This is a genomic window from Streptomyces sp. NPDC052101, from assembly GCF_040680235.1.
In the GTDB taxonomy this organism is placed as follows: Bacteria; Actinomycetota; Actinomycetes; order Streptomycetales; family Streptomycetaceae; genus Streptomyces.
Window position 1 is genome coordinate 122,391 of the sequence record NZ_JBFAWH010000015.1, and the last position, 22,219, is coordinate 144,609.

General features: G+C 70.8%; 22 protein-coding genes. 6 read left to right on the forward strand and 16 right to left on the reverse strand.

Annotated features, from left to right (window positions below):
- Nucleotides 1-37: 37 nt before the first annotated feature.
- Nucleotides 38-2,971 carry a UPF0182 family protein gene (locus tag AB0L75_RS26060; protein WP_365185386.1) on the reverse strand — a complete coding sequence of 978 codons (2,934 nt, stop codon included), beginning with the start codon at nucleotides 2,969-2,971 and terminating at the stop codon, nucleotides 38-40.
- A gap of 164 nt (nucleotides 2,972-3,135) precedes the next feature.
- Between AB0L75_RS26060 and AB0L75_RS26065 the strand changes: the two genes are divergently transcribed.
- A complete protein-coding gene (locus AB0L75_RS26065) occupies nucleotides 3,136-3,678 on the forward strand; it encodes a PPA1309 family protein (RefSeq protein WP_365185128.1) in 543 nt (180 codons plus the stop codon).
- 78 nt (nucleotides 3,679-3,756) lie between these two features.
- Here AB0L75_RS26065 and AB0L75_RS26070 read toward each other — a convergent pair whose 3' ends face one another.
- From AB0L75_RS26070 to AB0L75_RS26085, 4 genes are all read right to left on the reverse strand, one after another.
- The gene (locus AB0L75_RS26070; protein WP_365185130.1) at nucleotides 3,757-4,854 is read right to left on the reverse strand and encodes a PDZ domain-containing protein; all 1,098 of its coding nucleotides are present in this window, start codon (nucleotides 4,852-4,854) and stop codon (nucleotides 3,757-3,759) included.
- A 49-nt stretch (nucleotides 4,855-4,903) separates the two neighbouring features.
- A complete protein-coding gene (locus AB0L75_RS26075; protein ID WP_365185133.1) occupies nucleotides 4,904-5,077 on the reverse strand; it encodes a hypothetical protein in 174 nt (57 codons plus the stop codon).
- A gap of 129 nt (nucleotides 5,078-5,206) precedes the next feature.
- On the reverse strand, nucleotides 5,207-5,668 hold the full coding sequence (locus AB0L75_RS26080; protein WP_365185136.1) for a molybdenum cofactor biosynthesis protein MoaE: 462 nt from the start codon (nucleotides 5,666-5,668) through the stop codon (nucleotides 5,207-5,209).
- A gap of 113 nt (nucleotides 5,669-5,781) precedes the next feature.
- Nucleotides 5,782-6,894, reverse strand: coding sequence for an SDR family oxidoreductase (locus tag AB0L75_RS26085; RefSeq protein ID WP_365185138.1), 1,113 nt, complete (start codon nucleotides 6,892-6,894; stop codon nucleotides 5,782-5,784).
- A 191-nt stretch (nucleotides 6,895-7,085) separates the two neighbouring features.
- Between AB0L75_RS26085 and AB0L75_RS26090 the strand changes: the two genes are divergently transcribed.
- Together AB0L75_RS26090 and AB0L75_RS26095 are read left to right on the forward strand one after the other, a co-directional pair.
- Entirely contained in the window at nucleotides 7,086-8,525 is a 1,440-nt protein-coding gene (locus AB0L75_RS26090; RefSeq protein WP_365185141.1) for a zinc-dependent metalloprotease, read from the forward strand.
- Nucleotides 8,522-9,043 (forward strand): NUDIX hydrolase, encoded by a 522-nt coding sequence (locus AB0L75_RS26095; RefSeq protein WP_365185143.1) that lies wholly within the window; start codon nucleotides 8,522-8,524, stop codon nucleotides 9,041-9,043. Before AB0L75_RS26090 ends, AB0L75_RS26095 begins: the two co-directional genes overlap by 4 nt.
- Nucleotides 9,044-9,107: 64 nt before the next feature.
- Here AB0L75_RS26095 and AB0L75_RS26100 read toward each other — a convergent pair whose 3' ends face one another.
- The 4 genes from AB0L75_RS26100 to AB0L75_RS26115 form a co-directional block, all read right to left on the reverse strand.
- Nucleotides 9,108-9,863: an AIM24 family protein gene (locus AB0L75_RS26100; protein ID WP_365185145.1), complete on the reverse strand. Its 756-nt coding sequence runs from the start codon at nucleotides 9,861-9,863 to the stop codon at nucleotides 9,108-9,110.
- 17 nt (nucleotides 9,864-9,880) lie between these two features.
- Complete coding sequence (locus AB0L75_RS26105) at nucleotides 9,881-10,561, reverse strand: AIM24 family protein (protein ID WP_365185147.1); 681 nt, start codon at nucleotides 10,559-10,561, stop codon at nucleotides 9,881-9,883.
- A gap of 12 nt (nucleotides 10,562-10,573) precedes the next feature.
- Complete coding sequence (locus AB0L75_RS26110; RefSeq protein WP_365185149.1) at nucleotides 10,574-12,361, reverse strand: TerD family protein; 1,788 nt, start codon at nucleotides 12,359-12,361, stop codon at nucleotides 10,574-10,576.
- Nucleotides 12,362-12,490: 129 nt separating this feature from the next.
- A complete protein-coding gene (locus tag AB0L75_RS26115) occupies nucleotides 12,491-13,087 on the reverse strand; it encodes a M48 family metallopeptidase (protein ID WP_365185151.1) in 597 nt (198 codons plus the stop codon).
- Between the two features lie 425 nt (nucleotides 13,088-13,512).
- Between AB0L75_RS26115 and AB0L75_RS26120 the strand changes: the two genes are divergently transcribed.
- Complete coding sequence (locus tag AB0L75_RS26120; RefSeq protein ID WP_365185154.1) at nucleotides 13,513-14,724, forward strand: TOMM precursor leader peptide-binding protein; 1,212 nt, start codon at nucleotides 13,513-13,515, stop codon at nucleotides 14,722-14,724.
- The gene (locus AB0L75_RS26125; RefSeq protein WP_365185157.1) at nucleotides 14,717-16,072 is read left to right on the forward strand and encodes an AarF/ABC1/UbiB kinase family protein; all 1,356 of its coding nucleotides are present in this window, start codon (nucleotides 14,717-14,719) and stop codon (nucleotides 16,070-16,072) included. Before AB0L75_RS26120 ends, AB0L75_RS26125 begins: the two co-directional genes overlap by 8 nt.
- 157 nt (nucleotides 16,073-16,229) lie before the next feature.
- On the opposite strand, the gene AB0L75_RS26130 is transcribed toward AB0L75_RS26125, so the two are convergent.
- The 5 genes from AB0L75_RS26130 to AB0L75_RS26150 all read right to left on the reverse strand — a co-directional run bounded on the left by AB0L75_RS26130 (nucleotide 16,230) and on the right by AB0L75_RS26150 (nucleotide 20,121).
- A complete protein-coding gene (locus tag AB0L75_RS26130) occupies nucleotides 16,230-16,442 on the reverse strand; it encodes a hypothetical protein (protein ID WP_365185159.1) in 213 nt (70 codons plus the stop codon).
- A gap of 138 nt (nucleotides 16,443-16,580) precedes the next feature.
- Nucleotides 16,581-16,904 carry a hypothetical protein gene (locus tag AB0L75_RS26135; RefSeq protein ID WP_365185161.1) on the reverse strand — a complete coding sequence of 108 codons (324 nt, stop codon included), beginning with the start codon at nucleotides 16,902-16,904 and terminating at the stop codon, nucleotides 16,581-16,583.
- On the reverse strand, nucleotides 16,901-17,269 hold the full coding sequence (locus AB0L75_RS26140) for a WhiB family transcriptional regulator (RefSeq protein WP_103817702.1): 369 nt from the start codon (nucleotides 17,267-17,269) through the stop codon (nucleotides 16,901-16,903). Before AB0L75_RS26140 ends, AB0L75_RS26135 begins: the two co-directional genes overlap by 4 nt.
- A 171-nt stretch (nucleotides 17,270-17,440) precedes the next feature.
- Nucleotides 17,441-17,761, reverse strand: coding sequence for a hypothetical protein (locus AB0L75_RS26145; protein ID WP_365185164.1), 321 nt, complete (start codon nucleotides 17,759-17,761; stop codon nucleotides 17,441-17,443).
- 164 nt (nucleotides 17,762-17,925) lie between these two features.
- Nucleotides 17,926-20,121 (reverse strand): ATP-dependent DNA helicase UvrD2, encoded by a 2,196-nt coding sequence (locus tag AB0L75_RS26150; RefSeq protein WP_365185167.1) that lies wholly within the window; start codon nucleotides 20,119-20,121, stop codon nucleotides 17,926-17,928.
- A 183-nt stretch (nucleotides 20,122-20,304) separates the two neighbouring features.
- Between AB0L75_RS26150 and AB0L75_RS26155 the strand changes: the two genes are divergently transcribed.
- Entirely contained in the window at nucleotides 20,305-20,547 is a 243-nt protein-coding gene (locus AB0L75_RS26155) for a mycoredoxin (RefSeq protein ID WP_365185169.1), read from the forward strand.
- 48 nt (nucleotides 20,548-20,595) lie between these two features.
- On the opposite strand, the gene AB0L75_RS26160 is transcribed toward AB0L75_RS26155, so the two are convergent.
- Entirely contained in the window at nucleotides 20,596-21,210 is a 615-nt protein-coding gene (locus tag AB0L75_RS26160; protein ID WP_365185172.1) for a class I SAM-dependent methyltransferase, read from the reverse strand.
- Between the two features lie 10 nt (nucleotides 21,211-21,220).
- A complete protein-coding gene (gene nudC, locus AB0L75_RS26165) occupies nucleotides 21,221-22,165 on the reverse strand; it encodes an NAD(+) diphosphatase (protein ID WP_365185175.1) in 945 nt (314 codons plus the stop codon).
- Nucleotides 22,166-22,219: the final 54 nt, after the last annotated feature.

The following is a 22,219-nucleotide window of genomic DNA, read 5'->3' on the forward strand; positions in this document are numbered from 1 at the left end:
TGCCTGATAACAGTACCACGGCGCGGCATGTGCTTGATCAATTCCCCTTCTGGCCGCTGCCCTTCCCGGAGCCGCCGCCGGCGTTCTTGCCGCTGCCGGACTGGCCGGCCTTGGCCTGCGCGTCCCGTGCCCGCTGCAGGGCGTCCTTCAGGTCCTTCTGGGCCTTGCTGTACGCGGTCCAGTCCGGCCCGTCCGGCCCCCGCAGGGCCTTCTGGCCGGCGTCGAACGCCTTCTGGGCGTCGTCCAGGGCCTGTTGGACGGTCGGATTGGTGGACGTGGGCGGATTGGTGGTTCCGGTCTCCGGTGGCGAGGTGGTGCTGCCCGATGTTCCGAAGACCTTGTCGAGCGCCTCGCCCAGGGTGTTCTCGAACGCGGTGGTGCCGCCGTAGGTCACCAGGACCTTGCGCAGCAGCGGATACTTCAGCTCACCGCCGCGCACGTAGACGGGCTCCACATAGAGCAGTCCTCCGTCCAGCGGGACGGTCAGCAGATTGCCGTACTCGATCTCCGAGTCGCCGCCTCTGATGAGCCGGACGAACTCGGCGATGTTCTGCTGCGAGTTGGAGTTGAACTGGCTCTGCACCTGTTTGGGGCCGCCCACGGTCTTGCTCGTCGGCAGTTTCAGGATTCTGATCTGGCCGTAGTCGCTGGTGCCCGCCTCGGAGTCGACCGCCATGAAGGCGCTGAGGTTGTCCCGGCCGTTGGGCGTCAACGTCGTGGTCAGCGAGAACGCCTGCGCCGGCTGGTCGGGCATCTTCATGCTCAGGTAGTACGGCGGCACCGCGTTGCCCGACTTGTTCGTCGGGTCGTCCGGCACCTGCCACACCTCGCTGCCGGTGAGGAAGGTCTGCGCGTCCGTCACGTGGTAGCGGGTGAGCAGCTCGCGCTGGACCTTGAACAGATCCTGCGGGTAGCGCAGATGGGCCAGCAGTTCCGGGGAGATGGTGCTCTTCTGCTTCACCGTGCCCGGGAACGCCTTCATCCAGGTCTTCAGCACCGGGTCCTGGGTGTCCCACTGGTACAGCCTGACGTCGCCGGTGTACGCGTCGACGGTCGCCTTCACCGAGTTGCGGATGTAGTTGACCTGGTTCTGCTGGGCCACCACCGCGCGGTTGTTGTTGGCGGCGGTCAGCGAGTCGGCGGTCGTGTCGCCCAGGGTCGTACGGGAGGAATAGGGGTAGCTGTTCGACGTCGTGTACGCGTCGACGATCCACTGGACGCGGCCCTTCACGACCGCGGGGTAGGCGTCGCCGTCGATGGTCAGCCAGGGGGCGACGGCCTCGACGCGTTCCTTGGGCGTGCGGTTGTACAGGATCCGCGAGCCCTTGCCGATGGCGCCCGAGTAGAGGATCTGCGGCTCGTTGAACGCCACCGCGTACGCGGCCCGGTTCAGCGGGTTGTCGAGGTTCACCCCGCTCTTGCCGGTGTAGCTGGTGGTCTTCTCGCCGTTGTTGTCGGAGTAGTCGATCTCCTTCTGCGGGCCGCCGACGATGGAGTACGTGGTGGTCTTCTCGCCGTAGTAGATCCGCTGCTCGTACGGGGGCAGGTCGCCCGTGGACGGCATGTCGGACTCGGTGAAGACCGGCTGGCCCTGGTCGTCGGCCTCGGTGCCCTTGGCGGCGACCGCGCTGTAGCCGTGCGTGTAGCGGAAGTGGTCGTTGATCCAGTTGTTCTTCGGGATGCCGTCCAGGTTCAGCTCGCGCAGGCCGATGACCGTGTCCTGGTCCTTGCCGTCCTTGGTGTACCGGTCGACGTCCAGGTTGGTCGGGAAGCCGTAGTAGTTCTTCATCTGCTGCAGCTGCTGGAACGTCGGCGAGACGATGTTCGGGTCCAGGATCCGGATGCTCGCCGCGTCGTTCGCGGCGTCGCGCAGCTTGGTCTTGTCCTTCGTCGTGGACTGACCGGAGTACTCGGTGACCTTGGCGTCGTCGATGCCGTACGCCTCACGGGTCGCCTTCAGGTTCTTCTGGACGTACGGGGCTTCCTTGGCCTGCTCGTTGGGCTGGACCTGGAACTTCTGCACGATCGCCGGGTACAGGCCGCCGATCAGGACCGCCGAGAGGACCATCAGGCCGAAGCCGATGACCGGCAGCTGCCAGGTGCGCCGCCACAGCGTGGCGAAGAAGAGCAGCGCGCAGATGACGGCGATGCAGAACAGGATCGTCTTCGCCGGCAGATAGGCGTTGGCGTCGACATAGCGCAGGCCGGTCCATTCGCCGGTCGCCTTGAAGTCGCTGGACTTGACGGCCAGGCCGTACCGGTCGAGCCAGTAGGCGACCGCCTTCAGGGCGACGAAGATGCCGAGCAGCACCGACAGATGCCCGGTCGCGGCGGCGGTGGCCCGCGCGCCGGGGCTGGTGACGCGCAGCCCGCCGTACAGATAGTGCGTGAGCGCGGCGGCGATCAGGCACAGGACGGCGGCGGCGAAGCCGAAGCCGAGCAGAAAGCGGTACCAGGGCAGGTCGAAGGCGTAGAACGAGATGTCGAGGTGGAACTGGGGGTCCTTCTGGTGGAAGGGCACGCCGTTGACCCACATCAGCCAGGTCCGCCACTGGCCGGCCGCCGAGGCACCCGCGATCAGGCCGACGAGCGCGGTGACGGCGAGCAGCAGCCACTTCTTGTACGGCGCGATGCCCATCCGGTAGCGGTCGAGGCTCTGCTGCTCCATGGACATGGCGCTCAACGGGGGCCGCAGCCGGTGCGCCAGCCAGATGTTGACCCCCACCGCGACCGCCATCAGCAGGCCGAAGACGCAGAAGAGGCCGATCTTGGTCCACAGCATGGTCGTGAACACGGACGAGTAGTGCACCGACCGGTACCACAGCCAGTCCGTCCAGAAGCCCGCGAACATGGTGAACGCCATGCCGAGGACGGCCAGGACACCCAGTGTCATGAGCAGGGACCTGACCCGCCGGGACGGGCGGCCCGCTCTGATCCGCGGCCCCGTCGGGCCTCCGCCGCGGTCCGGCATCTGGAAAGCCAAGGTGCGCACCTCGAAGTTCGCTGTCGATCCGTCAGGCCCTCGTGTTCGCGGACCCGCCGTGGCCCCCCGTGATCGCGGACCCACACCTATGCAACTTACTCACGCTGTGCTCGGTTCCCGATTACGGCGGTGAACGAGGCAGGATTGTGACCATGTCCAACACTCCCATGGCAGCGAGCCCGCTCACCCGGGCCGTACTCGAGATCGACGAGTACGTCTCCGGCCTCGGCTGGGACCAGCCCGCTCGCCTCTTCGCCCTTGTCGACACCGCACGGCTGCGGGCTCAGGAACCCGCGCTCGCGGCCCAGCTGGGCCTTGAGGCCGGGTCCGAGTCCGCCGGTCTCACCCCGATCGAGCAGGACGAGCTACCGTCCGGCAAGCCGCTGGACGAGTTCCTCGGCACCATCGCCTGGCCCGACGCGGTGGCCGGCTGCGCGCTCTCGGTGGAGCGCATGATGCTGCCGCCGTCCGCCGAGGCGCAGGTCCCGCAGAACCTCAGCGAGGCCAAGCTGGCCAAGTGGGTGGCCGAGCACCCCGAGCGCCAGGAGGTGCGCATGACGGTCGCGGTGCTGCGCGACGGCGGCCGCGAGTCGGCGCTGCGGCTGCGTGAGAAGGACTCCCCGACGGAGGTCCTGACGGGCCCGGACCTGGTGCCCGGCCTGGCCCAGGCCCTGGCGGCGACGTTCGAGGCCTGACGACCGGCCCTTGCCCTGGGACACGGCGCTGGGGGCGCCCCTGCACCAAGGGGCGCCCCCAGCCGTGTCATGGGCCGCTCAGCCCTTGGTGGTGCACTGGGGCAGCGCCGCGGTGTTCCCGCTGCGGATGTCCTTCAGCGCGTCCAGCGCGTCCTTGATCGTCTTGACCTTCACCAGCCGGAGACCGCTCGGGGTGTCCTGGGCGGCGGCCGCGCAGTTGTCGGCCGGCGTCAGGAAGTACTGGGCGCCCTGGTCGCGCGCGCCGACGGTCTTCATCTCGATGCCGCCGATCGGCCCGACGGTGCCGTTGTCGTCGATGGTGCCGGTACCGGCGATGAACTTGCCGCCGGTCAGACTGCCCGGGGTCAGCTTGTCGTAGATACCGAGGGCGAACATCAGGCCGGCGCTCGGGCCGCCGACGTCGGCGAGCTTGATGTCGATGGTGAACGGGAAGGTGTGGTCGGTCCCGGCGGAGATACCGACGATGGCGCGCTTGGCGCCGCTGTCGTCGGAGGTGGTCGTGGTGAGGGTGACGTCCTGCGTCTTCGTCGCCGTCCTGTGCGCCTTCTCGGCGGCGGCCTGCTCCTTGGCGGGGACGACGGTGAAGACGACGTTCTGGCCGGGCTTGTGCTTGGTGACGAACTTGGCGACGTCGGAGGGCTGCTTCACGGCCGTACCGTCGACGGCCTTGATCACGTCACCGGCGTGCAGCTTGCCCTCGGCGGGTGAGTTCTTGACCACGGTGGAGACGATCACCCAGGACTTCACCGGGATGCCCAGCTCCTTCAGGGCGGCGACCTTGGCGCTCTCCTGGGACTGGCTGAACTCCTCGGCGTTCTGCTGCGTGGACTGCTCCTCCGTCGTGCCGTTCGGGTAGAGCGTGTCGTGGGGGATGACCTTGGCGTCGTGGTCGAGCCAGCCGTAGACCGCCTCCACCAGGTTCATCCGGTAGTCCGCGCTGGTCACCCGGACCGTCGTCATGTTCAGGTTGCCGTCGGCCTTGTACGTCTGGTGCCCGGTGATCTGCAGCACCGGCTCGCCCTCGTGGTTGCCCAGTGTGTTCACGGTCGGGCCGGGAGACATCTCCGCGTACGGCACGGGGATGAGCACTCCGGCGCACAGGAGCGCGATCAGCATCAGGGTGGAGGCGAGCATCGTCGCGGTGCGGCGTGGCATGCCACGACAGTACGGGACGCCTCTGTCAGCGCACCGTCAGGGCACCCCGTCACGCGCCGCCGGCACCCGTGCGGGACTTCTCCATGGCCTCGCGGAACCGGGCATAGCCGTCCAGCTCGGGACCGTCGCCGCGCACCTTGCGGGTCCGGTTGGCCCAGCTGCCCCACAGCCCGCCGCCGATCGCGGCCACAAGCGGAATCAGCAGCCAGACAAGCGCCCCCATTGCCGACCTCCCAACGCCGTGAGCGTCCGCAACTGACTGATCAGCAGATTAACAATCCGCACTGACAACGCTCACGCGAGGGGGCCGGTTACGCAACCGGGGGGACGGGAGTGCTCCGGGTGACGGACTTCAGCAGGCCCCGACCCATTCCTCGGTGCCGTCGGAGAACTTCTGGTGCTTCCAGATCGGCACCTCGTGCTTGAGGTCGTCGATCAGCTTGCGGCAGGCGTCGAAGGCCTCCGCGCGATGCGGACAGGAAACGCCCACGACGACGGCGAGATCCCCGACCCGCAGGTCTCCCACCCGGTGCACCGCGGCCAGCGCCCGCACCGGGTACTCGGCCACGACCTTCTCGGCGATCCGCCGCATCTCGGCCTCGGCACTGGGATGGCAGGAGTACCCGAGCGCGTCCACGTCGGCTCCCGCGTCGTGGTTGCGCACCGTCCCCACGAACAGCGCGATGCCCCCCGCCGCGTCGTCCCCGACGGCCTGGAACACCTCGTCCACGGAGAGCGCGGTCTCCCGGACTCCGATCAGCTTGATCGGGTCCTGCGCCGCCTGCTCACCGGGGTGCTCGTTCGCTTGTGCCATGCCCCCATCGTGCCGCACGCGTGTGACAGCGGGGAATACGAGATTCACCAGGCACGCGCGTGGACGTGTTTGGAGTCTTCTACAGGCACTTCTACGGGCACCGTCCTGTCGGCCTAGGCCCGCCGCCGGGCCTTGCGAGCCCGGCGTACGACGGCCGCCGCGCCCAGCAGGGCGACCGTCGCTCCCGCGGCGCCCGCCGCCGTGGCGTCCTTGCGGCCGAGCCGCCGCCCGGCGACCGTGTGCCGTCCGGAGACCTCCTCCAGCAGCTCCGCGAGCACCTCCTCGTTGGTCCACCGCGGCCGCCACCCGGCGTCGTGCAGCCGGCTCCCGCTGACCACCCAGGGATACATCGTGTAGGCCAGGTCTCCCGCCGGAGACGGCGTGAGCCCGATCCGGTGCAGCCGGGCCGCCGCGCCCAGCGCGACCGCCGACGGCAGCTCCATCCGCCGGATCCCGCTCAGCTCCTCGACCTCCTCCTGCTCCAGCCACCCGTCGCAGCCCACGGCCAGTTCTCCGTCGACCTTCTCCAGGACGGCGTACTCCAGAGCGCTGCACAGGTCCTCGACGTGGCAGAACTGCCACGCGGGCCGCGACCCGGCGACGACGAGCAGCCGCGGCGACTCGAAGTACCGGGTCAGCGCGGTGTCCGTGCCTCCGACCAGCACGGCCGGCCGTACGACGGTGACGTTCAGCCCCGGATGCGCCCGCGGCGCCCGTCGCGCCAGCCGCTCGATCTCCAGCAGGTCCCCGACCCCGGTCGCCTCGGCGGTCGCGCGCAGCTCGGCGTCCTCCGAAAGGGGCAGCTCGTTGTCCGGCAGCGCGCCGTAGACCATCGCCGAGGTGCACAGCACGACCCGGTGCACGCCGGCCGCCGCGGCGGCCGTGAGGACGGTCTGCGTCCCCCGGACGTTGTACGCGGTGCGAGCCGCCGGGTCGGTCTCCAGGTCGAGGTCGAGCGCGAGGTGGACGACCACGTCGGCGCCCCGTAGCTTGTCCGCGATGGCCGGGTCGCGCACGTCGAGGATGTGCCATGCGGCGGCGGCGCACTCCCCGCGCCGCTCGTCGATGGCGACGACCTGCTTGATCTCCTCGCAGGCGGCGAGCCGCTCGGTGAGCAGGGCGCCGACCCCCGTGGCGGCGCCGGTGACCGCGACGACGGGTCCGCGCAGGGCGGGCGGGGTTGAAGGGTTTCGCGCTGCGCGAACCTGCGGATCTGGGGAACTCACCGGGCGTCTCCAGCGGTTGTCTTCAGTACGAGCGCGAGTGACGCGTACGTACCAGGTGCATCCATCCTGCCGCAGGCCTTGCGTGGGCGAAGCACCGAGGCCCGATCGGGTCCGGGTGTCTACGCTTGGTGGTGTTGTCGGGCAGCCGCGCCGCCGGAGAGAACCGGCGGCCTTACCAGCCGAGGAATCCCGTGAGTGACACCCCATTCGGTTTCGGCCTTCCGCCGGAGGAGCCGGAGGACGGCGACGAGGGCAAGAAGAAGGACCAGCAGAGCGGTGGTGGGCAGGGACCGGCCAACCCGTTCGGCTTCGGCGGCCTGCCCGGAGCCGGAGGGATGGGCGGCCCCGGCGCCGACAATCCGCTCGCAGCGATGTTCGGTTCCCTGAACCCCACCGACCTGGGCGCCGCGTTCCAGCAGCTCGGCCAGATGCTCTCCTACGAGGGCGGTCCGGTGAACTGGGACATGGCCAAGCAGATCGCCCGCCAGACGGTCGCCCAGGGCACCCCGGACGGCACGAAGGACGCCAGCGTCGGCCCCACCGAGCGCAAGGCGGTCGAGGAGGCCGTCCGCCTGGCCGACCTGTGGCTGGACGATGCGACGTCCCTGCCGTCGGGCTCCGCCTCGGCGGTGGCCTGGTCCCGCGCGGAGTGGGTCGAGGCGACCCTGCCCGCCTGGCAGGAGCTGGTCGACCCGGTCGCCGAGCGGGTCGGCGCGGCCATGGGCGACGTCCTGCCGGAGGAGATGCAGGCCATGGCGGGCCCGCTGATCGGCATGATGCGCTCGATGGGCGGCGCCATGTTCGGCACCCAGATCGGGCAGGCCGTCGGCGTGCTCGCGGGCGAGGTCGTCGGCTCCACGGACATCGGCCTGCCACTCGGCCCGGCCGGCAAGGCCGCGCTGCTCCCGGCCAACGTGGAGGCCTTCGGCAAGGACCTCGGCGTGCCGCAGGAGGAGGTCCGGCTCTACCTGGCCCTGCGCGAGGCGGCCCACCAGCGCCTGTTCACGCATGTGCCGTGGCTGCGCTCGCACCTGTTCGGCGCGGTCGACGGGTACGCGCGCGGGATCAAGGTCGACACGGCCAAGCTGGAGGACGTGGTCGGCCAGTTCGACCCGCAGAACCCCGAGCAGCTGCAGGACGCCCTCCAGCAGGGCATGTTCCAGCCGGAGGACACGCCCGAGCAGAAGGCTGCCCTGGCCCGTCTGGAGACCGCTCTGGCGCTCGTCGAGGGCTGGGTGGACGCGGTGGTCCACGCAGCCGCGAAGCCGCGTCTGTCGTCCGCCGACGCCCTGCGCGAGACCCTGCGCCGCCGCCGCGCCACCGGTGGCCCCGCCGAGCAGACGTTCGCCACGCTGATCGGCCTGGAGCTGCGCCCGCGCCGGCTGCGTGACGCCTCCCGTCTGTGGGCCTCGCTCACGGACGCGCGCGGTGTCGACGGCCGGGACGGCCTGTGGGCTCACCCGGACATGCTGCCGACGGCCGGCGACCTGGACGACCCGGACGGCTTCGTCCACCGCGAGCAGCTGGACTTCTCGGAGCTGGACAAGATGCTCGGCGAGGCCGCGAGCGGCTCCGCCGAGAAGCCGAACCTGAAGAAGGACGACGAGTCAAAGGGCGACGAAGCCGAGTGAGCCTGTACGACGACGCGGTCCTCGTGCTGAAGGGGTACGAGGGCCAGGACGAGCTGCGCCAGGCCTATCTGGATCATCTGGCGGCCCACCCGGACGGCATGTGGAAGGCCTGCCACGCGGGCCATGTCACGGCGAGCGCCCTGGTGATCGATCCCTCGCGCGAGCGGGTGCTGCTGACCCTCCACAGGAAGCTGCGGATGTGGCTGCAGATGGGCGGCCACTGCGAGCCGCAGGACGGCACGCTGGAGGCGGCGGCGCTGCGTGAGGCGACCGAGGAGTCCGGGATCGCCGGGCTGACGCTGCTGCCCGGCGGCCCGGTGCGCCTGGACCGGCATCCGATCCCGGCACCGTGCCACTGGCACTACGACGTCCAGTACGCGGTCCTGGCCCCGGCCGGAGCCGAGCAGGCGATCAGCGACGAGTCCCTCGACCTGCGCTGGTTCGCCTACGACGAGGTGGCGGACGTAGCCGACGAGTCGGTCGTACGCCTGCTGGAAGCGACCCGCGCGCGCCTGTGACCCCGAGGCATATGTAAGGGGCGCCCGCCTGGACGGGCGCCCCTTACGTTGGCTTACTGGACGCTCAGCTCCAGACGTTCCCCTGGTTCTGCGCCCGCGCCCCGTGCTGGCCCATGCCGAACTGGGCGGCGAGGCCCTGCCCGATCACCGCGTTCTGCGGCGGCAGCAGCTCACTGGGCTGGACGAGCGCGAACCCGGACCCCATGAAGCTCAGCTCCCAGCCCTCACCGGTGTTCCCACGCCGGCGCCACACTCCGGAGGAATGTGTCTGGGCCTGCATCTGGACGCGCAGCCCGGTGGACCAGGCGACGATCGCGTCCGCGTCGCAGTTGACGTACCGGTCGGGGGTGACCTGCATCAGCAGCGGCGCGCCCGAGGTCATCAGGGCGACTCGGCCGCGCCCGGTGATGTTCAGCTGGTACTTCCCGGAGCCGGAGATGCCGTAGAGGCTGTCGACGGCGACGACCTCGTAGTGCAGCGAGGAGTCCATCGCGAGGACGTAGGAGCTGTCGACGGTCAGCCCGTCCTGCTCGACGTCCATGAGGTGCACGTGCTGGGCGAGGTTGGCGAGATACACCGTGCCCTGCCCGTGACAGCGCATCAGGTCCAGGCCCTCGCCGGTGTACGCCTGCGCGCGTGCCTGGTTGTTGCTGCGGTACTCGGCGTCGAACTCGACCAGGCCCTGGTAGGCGACCATGGTGCCCTTGCGGGCGAGGATGTCGTCATGGCCCTCCAGGGTGACGCGGAGCAGCTGCGCGTTCTGCAGGCTCCAGCGCTCCTGGGTCTGGACGTCGTTGTGCGCGAAAAGCGGGCTCTGCATGGCTTTCTGGCTCCCCCTCAGCCCCGGATCCGGATGCGGTCGGTGCTGTCCTCACTGGGCTGGACGACGACGATGCCCTGGCCGGAGAAGGCCATCTGGTAGGCCTCACCGCTGCCCCGGCCGATCAGCGACTGCGCCTTGAAGCTGCGCTTGCCCTTCACCTTCAGGTTCGGCGACCAGGCGACCAGCGCGTCCGGGTCGACGTATGTCTCGTCCTCGCCGCCGCCGCAGTCGACGACGATCGGCGTGCCCCGGGAGGTCAGCGCGACCCAGCCCTGCCCGGAGATCCTCGTGTTCCACAGGCCCTGCCCGGCGAACTTGGCGAGCCCCTTGACCCGCTCCACACCCCAGCTGAGGTGCGCGTCGAAGGCGAGCAGGTTGGTGGCGTTGACGGAGATGCCGTCGCCGTTGAGGTTGATCACGACGACGTTCGCGCCGTAGTCGGCGAGGTAGAGCAGGCCGTCGCCGGAGCACTTCATCAGGGGCGCGCCCTCGCCGGTGATCCAGTCGCGGGCGATCTGGCGGACGGCCGGCGGGTTGGGCTCGTACTGGATGAAGCCTTCGTAGGCGACCATCGAGCCCACGCGCGCGAGGAGGTCGTTTCCGGTCTGCATGGCGACCTTCAGCATGTTGTTGCCGTGGTTGTCCATGCGGGCGGTGACGGGTGCGGGGGCGTAGCCCGCGAGCGGCTGGTTCATGACGGGCTCCCTCTAGACCTCGTACGGCTGGACGACGATGAAGTTGCCGGGTGCGCCCCGGAACTGGAGGTTGACGCTCTCGCCGGTGTCGCCCGGGTAGGCGTTGCGGCGCATGCGGACCTGACTGGAGACGATCACCTGGGAGGCGGCCGACCAGGCGACGATGGCGTTGCAGTCGGCGAAGGTGGTCGGCGTGACCGGCAGGACCACGGGCGTGCCGTGCGTCTTGACGACGATGGTGCCGGTGCCCTGGAACTGCATGGTGAACAGCGCGCCACCGGGGATGCCGTGGCCCTCGATACGGCGGACCTCGTACTGCAGGCTCTCGTCGAAGGCGAGGACGTTCTCCGCGGACACGCAGATCGCGTCGCCCTGAAGCTCGACCGGGTGCAGGTGGGTGGAGTTCTCGGCGAGGAACACCTGTCCGTTGCCGGTGCAGCGCATCAGCTGCATCTCCTGGCCGGTGGCGCTGCCGACGATCCGCCCCGCGAAACCGGCGCCCTTGTAGCTGAAGTCGACCTTGCCCTGGTAGAGCACCATGCTGCCCTGCTTGGCCAGCACGGGCTGCCCTCCGATGCCGAGGTCGACGCGGATGAGCTTCTTGTTCTGCGGCGTCCAGCGCTGCCCGGTGGGTTTCTCCTTGAACTTCTCCAGCGCGACGCCCACTCCGGCACCGCCCTGCGGGGCGCCCTGCGGCGCTCCGTAGCCGGCGGGCTGCTGGCCGGGGACCTGCCCGTAGCCGGGCGGCATCGGCGCGGCGGGCTGGCCGCCGTAGGGCGGCGGCTGCTGGCCGTAGCCCGGGGGCATCGGCGCGCCGGGCTGGCCGCCGTACGACGGCTGCTGGGGCGGCTGGCCGTAGGGCGAGTGGGGCTGCTGGGGCGGCTGGCCGTACGGCGCGGGGGCCGGGGCGGGCGGATGGACGGTGCCGCCGGCGGGCGGGGCCAGGGGGGCGATGACCGTCGGCGCGGCGTGCACGTTCGGCGTGGGGGCCAGGGGCGGAGTCTGGCCGGGCGGGGTCTGGCCGGGATGCGGCGTGAAGCCCTGCGGGGGCGTGGCACCCGGCTGCGGCGCATAGCCGTGCGGAGGCGTACCACCGGCGGGCGGGGCGAAGCCCTGGGCGGGGGGCTGGGGCGCCGGGGCGGGTGCAGGCGCGGGGGCCGGGGCCGGGGCGGCCGGCGTGGCGAACGCGGGAGGGGCCGTGGCCTGGGCGGGCGGGGCGAAGCCGGGCGCGGCGCCGGCCTGCGGCTGCTGCGGGGCGGCGGGCGCCTCCTCCTCCAGCACCTCGCCGCCGAAGTTCTTCAGCAGCGCCTCCAGACCGCCGTCGAAGCCCTGCCCGACCGCGGCGAACCGCCACGCGTCCTTGAAGTAGATGTCGCCGAGCATCACGGCCCGCTCGGTGGAGAACTCCGCGCCGTTGAAGGAGTAGCGCGCGACCTCCTCGCCGCCCGCGACGATCCGCAGATAGCCGGGGGCGATCTGGGACATCTGCCCGGCGCCGTCGACGGTCGCCGTGAAGGACAACTTGCGGATGTGCGGGGGGATCCGGTCCAGGGTGACCCGGAACGACTCCGTGTCGCCCGCCTGGGTACCCAGCAACTGGAGGGACTCCTCGGGCGACTTCGGCTGGTTGAAGAAGACGAAGTACCGGTCGTCCGAGAGGCGTTCGTCGGCGTCCAGACCGAAGCAGCTGATGTCGAAGGTCAGCCCGGGGGCGGAGATCTGCACGCCTACGTACAGATCCGTGCCCGCCGTCAGGTCACTGATCCTGGCCTTGTGGCCGCGTTGGAATTCCCTGGCCATGCGTTACGACCGTCCCCCATCCCGAATGTGAGTGCGTCGCGCCAGGCTAACGGCAAAGTCCGACATCGGGCGCAGCCGGTACAGACCCGGTACACAACCGCGCCCGGAGGCGGACGGACGGCGGCGGGCTCACTCCGCGCGCGCACCGGGCAGATGCGGCAGACGTTCCGCGGCGACGACCCCTTCGAGGTAGCCGCGGGCGCGTTCGGTGCGCGGGTACGCCTCCAGCAGCCGCCAGAAGTCGGGCCCGTGACCGGGGACCAGCAGATGGGCCAGCTCATGGCAGAGGACGTAGTCGACGACGTACTCGGGCATTCCCTGCAGCCGGTGCGAGAGCCGGATGCTGCCTTCGGCCGGGGTGCACGAACCCCAGCGGGTGTTCTGGTTGGTGACCCACCGCACGGAGGCGGGGCGCGCCCGGCCGTCGAAGTACTGGGCCGACAGCCGCTCGGCCCGTTCGGCCAGTTCGGCGTCGCCGAGCACCCGCCTGCTCTCCTGGGCAGCGAGTTTGTCGAGCATGACGGTGATCCAGCGCTGTTCCTCCGCCTTCGACATCCGGGCGGGGATCAGCACGACGGTGCGATCGCCCTCGCGGTACGCGGAGACCGTCCGGCGGCGCCGGGCACTCCTGCGGACCTCGATCGCGCTCGCCCGCGAGCCGCCGGGCGGCTGGCTCGTCGTGCTGCGCTGCGGATCTCCGGCGCGGTGCGGTGGGTCGGCGGGCACGCCCCGACGTTACCCGCTGGGCACGGCCAAAGTCCCGGCTCCGGAACGGTTCGATGCCGATCCCCCACCATGCGTTTGATTCCTATGATTCCTCCGACTGATCCGCACATCCGGTTTACCCGGCTCCGCTCGACCGGTTTGGTCGCCCTTTACCCTTTCGGCACCTCAACTCCGCCCACCGATATGCCGCCGGCGCAGCCGATTTGTCGACTTCGCTCGAACGACTCACCGGTCCACCCCAACCGCTTTGTCGGGCTTTATCCGACCGACTTATATGACAAATACCCCCAGGCTGTGGATAACTCTCGGCACCGGACCGGCAGGCACGGCATGCTGGCAGGCGTCGGCGGAGCATGACCGGCTCCACCGACGACGAGTTGTTCCGAATGTTCCGAGGATGCTGTCAACGGATACGGGGGACAGTCATGCATCCGGTGATGAAGCCCGCGCTGCGGCGCGGCTGGCGTGATCGCGACACCGTGCAGTTCGGGATGACCCCGGCGCACGCGGTGACGCTGGGCCCGATGGACCCGGCGACGCGCGGCTTCCTGGACCTGCTCAACGGCACGCGCGGACTGCCGCTGCTGCGCGAGGAGGGCCGCCGCATGGACCTGCCGGCCGACCGGGTCGACGCCCTGCTGGAGCGGCTGACCCACGCGGGCCTGGTCGACGATGCGCGCGGCGGCGGCCCGGCCGCGGACGCACTGCGCACGAAGGACCACGTCCTTGAGCGGCTGCGCCCCGACCTCGCCGCACTGACCCTGACCACCGCCGAGCCGGGCGGCGCGCTCGCCCGGCTGGCCGCCCGCCGCGCACTGCGCGTGCAGGTGCGCGGCGCGGGACGGGTCGGCGCCGTGCTGGCGTCGGTGCTGTCCGGCGCCAGCGTCGGCGAGGTCGACGTGCGCGACACGGGACGCGTGGAACCGTGGGACGTGGCCCCGGGCGGACTGCCCGCCGAGTCGGTAGGCGAGCGCCGGGACGCCGCGGCGCAGGCCGCCGTGCGCCGCGCGGCACCCGACCGCCCACCGCGCCACGCCCACTCCCCCGGGTCCGGCGCCCGGGACGCCGGACTCTCCCTGGTGATCCTCACTCCCCGGGACGACGTGAGCGTGCACGCACCCGACCCGGCCGACGCCGAGCCGCTCCTGGCCTCCGGAACACCGCACCTTTACGCCGGTGTCGTCGAGGGCACCGGCGTGGTCGGTCCGCTCGTCCTGCCCGGCGAGTCGGCGTGCGCCGGCTGTCTGCGGCTCGACCGCGGGGACCAGGACCCGGCCTGGCCACGGCTCACCGCGCAGTGGCGGTGCTCCAGGGCCCGCCGGGTCGGGGCCTGCGATCTGACGCTGGCCACCGCGGTCGCAGGGCTGGTCGCGGCGCATGCGCTGGCCTTCCTCGACGGCCGGTCGCCGTCCAGCGCGGGCACCCGCTGGGAGGTGTCCATGCCCGGCCTGGACTGGCGCGCGCGACCGGTCCGGCCGCATCCGGGATGCGGGTGCGGAGCAGCGGAGAGAGGGAAAGCGGAGCACTCCTCAACCGACGGCGAACCGCGCGAGACAATGGCGGTGCAACGGCCGTCGACGGAGCGATGCAAGGCAGGCCCGGCGCGGCCGACTGGGACTTGGAGGGCGCATGTCTGATCTTCCCCGGAAGGCGGTCACCCGTACCGCCAAGCTCGCCGCGCTCCCGCTCGGCATCGCCGGCCGGGCGACCTGGGGGCTGGGCAAGCGGATCGTGGGCGAGTCCGCGGAGATCGTCGGCCGAGAGCTGCAACAGCGCACGGCGGAGCAGCTGTTCAAGGTGCTCGGCGAGCTGAAGGGCGGTGCGATGAAGTTCGGGCAGGCCCTGTCCGTCTTCGAGTCCGCGCTGCCCGAGGAGGTCGCCGGTCCCTACCGCGCGGCCCTCACCAAGCTCCAGGAAGCGGCACCACCGATGCCGACCCGCACGGTGCACGCGGTGCTCGAGGAGCGGCTGGGTCCGGACTGGCACGATCTGTTCGAGGAGTTCGAGGACAAACCGGCCGCCGCGGCCTCGATCGGACAGGTGCACCGGGCCGTGTGGCACGACGGCCGGGAGGTGGCGGTCAAGGTGCAGTACCCGGGCGCCGGCGAGGCCCTCCTCTCCGACCTGGGCCAACTGAGCCGTTTTGCCCGCCTGTTGGGGCCGCTGATTCCCGGAATGGACATCAAGCCGCTCATCTCGGAGCTGAAGGACCGCGTCTCCGAGGAGCTGGACTACGCACTGGAGGCGCAGGCCCAGTCCGCTCACGCGGAGGAGTTCGCGGACGACCCGGACGTGGTGGTCCCGGCGGTCGTGCACCAGTGCGAGCAGGTCCTGGTGACCGAGTGGATCGACGGCATCCCCCTGTCGGAGGTGATCTCGGACGGCACCCCGGAGCAGCGCGACCGCGCCGGACAGCTCCTGGCCCGGTTCCTCTTCTCGGGACCGGCCCGCACCGGCCTGCTGCACGCCGACCCGCACCCCGGCAACTTCCGGCTGCTGCCCGGCGGCCCCGACGGCGAGGACGACTGGCGCCTCGGCGTCCTGGACTTCGGTACAGTCGACCGGCTGCCCGGCGGTCTGCCGACGCCGATCGGCACCTCCTTGCGCATGACGCTGGACGGCGAGGCCGAGACGGTCTACGAACTCCTCTGTGCCGAAGGTTTCGTGAAGGAGTCCATAGAGCTGGACCCGGACGCGGTCCTCGACTACCTGCTGCCGATCATCGAACCGGCCCGGGTCGAGGCGTTCACCTTCACCCGCACCTGGATGCGCAGCCAGGCCACCCGCATCGCCGACCCCCGCTCCCCCGCCTACCAGCTGGGCAAGCGCCTCAACCTGCCGCCGGCCTACCTGCTGATACACCGGGTGACACTGAGCACGATCGGCGTCCTGTGCCAGCTGAGCGCCACGGTACGCCTGCGCGAGGAACTGGAGGAGTGGCTACCGGGCTTCGTCGCGGAGGAGGAGACAGCCGCGGAGGCGTGATCCGGGGCGCCGGGGAACTACGGCTCGGGTGCCGGGGAACTACGGCTCGGGTGCCGGGGAGCTATGGGCCGGGGCGCCTTGAAGCGTGCGCTGCGGTGTCTTGAAAGTGGGGAGGGGTGGGGCGGGGGGGGGAGGGGGAGGGCCCCGGAGAAGCGGCTCACCACCACGCCGAGTCCAGCCGCCCCTCGATCGCCCGTAGATTCTCGCGGGAGCAGACATCGCAGAAGTACTGGCGGGTGCCGTTCTCCACGGAGCAGGTCCAGGTGGCCGGCTGGGGGTCGTCGGCGGGGGTGCCGCAGCGGGCACACACGAGCACGCGGCGCTCCGCGGTGGAGCCGCCCTGATCACTTCCTCCGGGAAGACTCGTCACCTGGTGACGATAACTCCGCCGACGGCGGATCGCCGTGCACAACGCACCGTGGGGGCCGGTCCGTTCGGCCGGACCGGCCCCCACGCGGAAAGCTTCGCCTCCCGGGCCGGGAGGCCACTGCTTCTTTTGGTCTGATCGTTACTGCATGACCGCCATGGCGAGCGCGCGGCGGGCGCGCAGCGAGGCGCGCTCGGCCCGGCGCTGCATCCGCTGGGCGACCACCAGGCGCACGGCCCGGCGTTCCCGCTCGGAGTCATGGAGTCGCTCGTGCATATGCGCACGAGCCAGGGCTTCTTGCATGAGTTGCATCTCTCGGGTCCTGTTCTGGCGCGCTTCGGTCGCGCCGGTGGTGGTGACGTCTGGAGTCGCGGAGCCGGCGGGCTCGCTGGTGGACGGCTTCATCGGGGCCTGCTTCTTGGGGTCGTGCGTGAGGGGGCGATCGATCGTTCCTGCGGTGTTCATGCCGTGACCGGGTTCTTCCGCGGGCGACCACGCGGCCGCTTCCGGGCGACGACGACACCCTGGACGAACAGCTCGCCGCCCCAGACGCCCCAGGGCTCACGCCGCTCCTTGGCGCCGGCGAGGCAGGCCTCCATCAGCGGGCAGGTGCGGCAGAGGGACTTGGCGTACTCGACGTCCGCCGGCGACTCGGCGAAGAAGACCTCCGGGTCGTAGGAGCGGCAGGGGACGGGTACGCCGAGGTTCTCGATGGCGTCGTCGAGCGCGGTGAGCGCGGTGAGGGGGGTCAAGGTGGAGTCCTCCGTGAGGCCGGGCGGGGGGATCGTCTGTGAAGGCGGTACGGACGGGGCGTGCGCTTCGAGTTGCACGGTTGGTCTTCCTCGTCTGGTCGTTCCGGCCGGTTGACCGGGTGTCGGCTGGTACCGGGTTCTTTTCTTGTCCCGAGGCCCCTTCGCTTCGTCGTCCCTGTTGAGGGAAAACAGAAGGGCCGCGGATCCCGGATGGGGTTCCGCGGCCCTGAAGGCGCCGGCCTGATCGGATCAGGCTGGATCACTCCAGGGTTTTGGCCCACGGAAGGCCCACATCAGGTGGTGCTGCGTCGTCTGCTTCCGGAATCCGGCACCGGCCGCCGCGAAGGCATAGGCCTGTGCCTGTGCCCCTACCGCTTCCAGTGCCTTGGTCGGTCGCTCATTGCGCTCCAGGACGGGAAGGCCCGAGAGAGCAAGGGAGGACGCCGGACGGACGGCACGAATGCCGGACAGACCGGTGCCCTGGTGGGAGGCGCCGAGCATGCACGTGGAGACGGTCGAGCGATCGGTCAGTTTGGCCGTGCTGATGGTGCTGGTGTTGATGCTGATCACTGGACTCGCCTCCTCTCGGCGTCTTGGGGACTGGGGTGAGCCAGTCCGTTCGGATATGCAAGTAGAACACGGAATCGGGGCCTTGGAGAAGGCCGTTGCTTCCGTGCCTAGAACCTATGGGGATTGCCGGGGCATGCGCAAACTATTTTTTCGACGAGTTCGCATCAGTCGTCCTCATCGGCTTCCCCACCTTCCTGACCTGCACAGATGGCCAGAACGTCGGTTCCGTAGCTGCGCAGCTTGCGGCTGAGGACGCCGGGGATGCGGGAGAGGTCGGCGGGGCTCTCGGGCCGCGCCTCCGCGATGGCCATCAGGGTGCGGTCGGTGAAGACGCAGAAGTCCGGCTGTCCGCTCTGCGCGGCCTGCACCGCCCGCCACTCCCTCAGTCGTTCGTAGAGTCCTTCGTCCATGTCCGAGGGGCAGTCCTCACAGCGCATCAGTTTCATCTCGCCCGCGTCGGTGAGCGTGCGGCCGCAGACCCGGCAGCGGGCAGGGACGCGCTGGGCGCGCCGGGGAACGGCTGCGGTGCCGCCGGGGGTCCCGCGCTCGACGCCTCCGGTGGCGCCGGTGCCGGCGCGGCCGACGGTGGGGGTGGTGCCGGGGCGCAGTCCGTCGAGGAAGCGGCTCGGCCGGCGGCTGGGGCGGCCGCCCGGCGAGCGGGACAGGGCCCAGGAGACCTGGAGCCGTTCTCGTGCGCGGGTGACGCCGACGTAGAGGAGGCGGCGCTCTTCCTCGATCTGCTCGTCGGTCCTGGCATAGGTGATGGGCAGCATGCCCTCGGCGATGCCGACGACGAAGACGGCGTCCCACTCCAAGCCCTTGGCGGCGTGCAGGGAGGCGAGGGTGACGCCCTGGACGGTCGGGGCGTGCTGGGCACCCGCCCGCTCGTCCAGTTCCGCGACGAAGTCGCCGAGGGTGGCGCCGGGCTTGGCGGCGGCGAGGTCGTGGGCGAGGTTGACCAGGGCGGCGATGGACTCCCAGCGCTCTCTGACGGCGCCGGAGCCGGCCGGGGGCTCGGTGGTCCAGCCCTCACCGGACAGCACGGCACGCACCTGGGAGGGGAGATCCACGGCTTCGTCGAGCAGGGAGTCGTTGCCGCCGAAGCGGGCCGCGCCGCGCAGGGCGGTGCCGGCCTTGCGTACCTCGGGCCGGTCGAAGAAGCGCTCGGCGCCGCGCAACTGGTAGGGGACGCCGGCGTCGGCGAGAGCCTGCTCGTAGGTCTCGGACTGGGCGTTCGTACGGAACAGGACGGCGATCTCGGCGGCCGGGACGCCCGCGTCGATCAGCTCGCGGATGCGGCGGGCGGCGCCTTCGGCCTCGGCGGGCTCGTCTGCGCACTCGGTGTAGACCGGCTCGGGGCCGGGGGCGCGCTGGGAGACCAGTTCCAGCCGGTGGTCGGCGGCGCGGCCGCGGGCCTGGGCGAGCAGGCCGTTGGCGAGGTGGACCACCTGGGGGGTGGAGCGGTAGTCGCGGACGAGTTTGACGACGGTGGCGCCGGGGTGCCTGGTGCGGAAGTCGAGGAGGTGGTCGGGCGTTGCTCCCGTGAACGAGTAGATGGTCTGGCTGGCGTCGCCGACGACGCACAGGTTGTCGCGGTCGCCGAGCCACAGCTCCAGCAGCCGCTGCTGCAGCGGGCTGACGTCCTGGTACTCGTCGACGACGAAGTGCTGGTACTGGGCGCGGACCTGTTCGGCGATGTCGTGCCGGTCCTGCAGGATGGCGACGGTCAGCAGCAGGACGTCCTCGAAGTCGATCACCGCGCGGGCGCGCTTGAGGTCTTCGTAGGCGGCGTAGAGGTGGGCGATCTCGGCCGGGTCGCGTGGGGCCTCGCGGCCGGCCTTCGCAGCCGCGTACGGGTACTCGGCGGGGATGGTCTGGGTGACCTTGGACCATTCGATCTCGGCGGTGACGTCTCGCAGCTCGCCCCGGTCGAGACGGGTGCCGAGGGTCGCGGCCGCGTCGGCGACGAGCTGGATCTTGCGGTCGATGAGCCGAGGCATGCCGCCACCAATTGCTTTCGGCCAGAAGTACTGCAGCTGACGCAGGGCGGCGGAGTGGAAGGTGCGGGCCTGGACGCCCTGCGCACCGAGCTGGCGCAGGCGGCCGCGCATCTCCCCGGCGGCGCGGTTGGTGAAGGTGACGGCGAGCACGCTGGACGGCTGGAGGATGCCGGCGCGCACTCCGTAGGCGATGCGGTGCGTGATCGCCCGGGTCTTGCCGGTGCCCGCTCCGGCCAGGACGCACACCGGGCCGTGCAGGGCGGTGGCGACCGCGCGCTGCTCGGGGTCGAGCCCTTCGAGCACCGCGTCGGCCGAGTCCGGTGCCTGCGGGAAGAGGGTGGAGTGCGTTGCTGCTGTCACACCGCCATGCTGCCAGGTCGCCTGGGACCGCCGTGTCGGTTGTCCACAGGCGGGCACCGATAGTCGTACGAATGCGGCAGGTGTCACAGCCACCTGTGGATACCCCGGGCGGGAATGTCGGACGGGTCGCGTACGTTCTTTCCCCGGACGACGTTTTCGAGCTGCCTGAGGAGCGCGAGAGACATGCAGGGCACTGTGACGATGTACAGCACGACTTGGTGCGGCTACTGCCGGCGGCTGAAGAGCCAGCTGGACCGGGAGGGCATCGCCTACACCGAGATCAACATCGAGCAGGACCCCGAGTCCGCCACCTTCGTGGAGAAGGCGAACGGCGGAAACCAGACGGTGCCGACCGTGCTCTTCGAGGACGGTACGACGCTGACGAACCCGTCGCTGGCCCAGGTGAAGCAGAAGCTCGCCGCGTGACGCTCCGCGGGTTTCCGCGGTGACCACGGCAGGGCGGCCCCTGATCCCTCAGGGGCCGCCCTGCCGTGTCTTGTCCCACACCACCACGTAGCGCCACAGCAGCCGACGGCGGAAGCGGGAGTCGGGCAGCAGGCGGTGGGCGGCCTCGCGGACCTCGGCCCAGTGCATGGTCGAGTCCTCCACGGGCATGCCGGCCGGGCCGCGCTTGCCGCCACGCAGTCGCGTGAGCAGCCTGCTCACGGGCAGCCCGCAGCCGCTGATCAGCCAGTCGAGCACGGTGTGGTTGTACGCGAGGCCGACCACGACCAGTCGGCCGCCGGGCGCGACCAGCCTGGTCAGGGCTCTGATCGCGTCCTCGAACCGGGTGTGGTGCACGACCGCGACCGCGCTGACGAACGCATAGGCCCCCTCAGGCAGCACGGCGCTGTCCAGGTAGTCGGCCTCCACGTAGGTGACATTCGCGGGCTGCCGGGTGCGGGCTTGGCGGATCATTTCCGGCGAGCGGTCCACGCCGGTGACCGTTGCCGCCCTGGTCGCGAGCTTGCGGGCCAGGAGGCCGTCGCCGCAGCCGACGTCCAGGGCCGTGCGGCAGCCGTCGGGTACGGCGGCCAGCACGGCCCGGTGGTAGTGGACGTTGTGGTTCCAGTACGGGTCGCCCGCCACCCGGGCCGCCTCAGACGAAGCTGCGCGTCGGAAGCGGCTTGCCGTACCACCTCTCGATCAGGCGGGCGGCGATGGAGATGCCGTAGGGCGGCAGCACCTCGCCGGACTCGAAGGCCTCGTGGAGTTCCTCGCGGGAGAACCAGCGGGCCTCGTGGATCTCGTCGCCGTCGACGTCGATCTCGGTGGAGGTGGCGCGGGCGGTGAAGCCGAGCATCAGGCTCGACGGGAACGGCCAGGGCTGGCTGGCCATGTACTCCACGGGACCGACGGTCACGCCGACCTCCTCGGCGACCTCGCGGCGCACGGCCTGCTCGATGGACTCGCCGGGTTCGACGAAACCGGCGAGCGTGGAGAAGCGGCCCTCGGGCCAGTGGACCTGGCGGCCGAGCAGGATGCGGTCGTCCGCGTCGGTCACCGCCATGATCACGGCCGGGTCGGTGCGCGGGTAGTGCTCGGCGCCGCAGGCCGGGCAGCGGCGGATGTGGCCGGCGGCGGCGATGACCGTGCGCTCGCCGCAGCGGGAGCAGAAGCGGTGGGTGCGCTGCCAGTTCTCCAGGCCGACCGCGTGCACCATGAGCCCGGCGTCGCGCGGTGAGAGCAGCAGGCCCGCCTCCCGCAGCCCCGCGGGGCGCGCCGACTGGTCGATGCGGCCGGGCAGCGAGTCCTTCTGCAACGCGAAGTAGCTGACGCCCTCGTCGTCGATGCCGAGGAAGTAGCGGTGCGCCTCGGTGAGCGGGGCCTCGAAGGAAGGGGTCATGACGAGTTCGGTCCGGCCGTCCGGTGTCTCGTCGATGAGTACCTGGCCGCCGGAGACCACGAAGCAGCGGGTCGTGGGGTGGCTCCACGCCGCCGCGAGCCAGGCCTCGTCGAGCCGGTGGTGGGCGGCGCGGTCGATGCCGCTCGGGGCGGTCAGCGAGATGGGTCGATCGGCTGTGTCGTCGGTCCAGGTGGTCACGGGTGCTTCCAACTCCCCCAGTGCAGCGGTTCGTTCGACGGGCGGTTCGGCAGG

What these genes read in the sequence shown, in the direction of transcription:
- AB0L75_RS26060 (WP_365185386.1), bottom strand. Translation starts at nt 2,971, where the DNA reads ATGCCGGACCGCGGCGGAGGCCCGACGGGGCCGCGGATCAGAGCGGGC.
- AB0L75_RS26065 (WP_365185128.1), top strand. Translation starts at nt 3,136, where the DNA reads ATGTCCAACACTCCCATGGCAGCGAGCCCGCTCACCCGGGCCGTACTC.
- AB0L75_RS26070 (WP_365185130.1), bottom strand. Translation starts at nt 4,854, where the DNA reads ATGCCACGCCGCACCGCGACGATGCTCGCCTCCACCCTGATGCTGATC.
- AB0L75_RS26075 (WP_365185133.1), bottom strand. Translation starts at nt 5,077, where the DNA reads ATGGGGGCGCTTGTCTGGCTGCTGATTCCGCTTGTGGCCGCGATCGGC.
- AB0L75_RS26080 (WP_365185136.1), bottom strand. Translation starts at nt 5,668, where the DNA reads ATGGCACAAGCGAACGAGCACCCCGGTGAGCAGGCGGCGCAGGACCCG.
- AB0L75_RS26100 (WP_365185145.1), bottom strand. Translation starts at nt 9,863, where the DNA reads ATGCAGAGCCCGCTTTTCGCGCACAACGACGTCCAGACCCAGGAGCGC.
- AB0L75_RS26105 (WP_365185147.1), bottom strand. Translation starts at nt 10,561, where the DNA reads ATGAACCAGCCGCTCGCGGGCTACGCCCCCGCACCCGTCACCGCCCGC.
- AB0L75_RS26110 (WP_365185149.1), bottom strand. Translation starts at nt 12,361, where the DNA reads ATGGCCAGGGAATTCCAACGCGGCCACAAGGCCAGGATCAGTGACCTG.
- AB0L75_RS26120 (WP_365185154.1), top strand. Translation starts at nt 13,513, where the DNA reads ATGCATCCGGTGATGAAGCCCGCGCTGCGGCGCGGCTGGCGTGATCGC.
- AB0L75_RS26125 (WP_365185157.1), top strand. Translation starts at nt 14,717, where the DNA reads ATGTCTGATCTTCCCCGGAAGGCGGTCACCCGTACCGCCAAGCTCGCC.
- AB0L75_RS26135 (WP_365185161.1), bottom strand. Translation starts at nt 16,904, where the DNA reads ATGAACACCGCAGGAACGATCGATCGCCCCCTCACGCACGACCCCAAG.
- AB0L75_RS26155 (WP_365185169.1), top strand. Translation starts at nt 20,305, where the DNA reads ATGCAGGGCACTGTGACGATGTACAGCACGACTTGGTGCGGCTACTGC.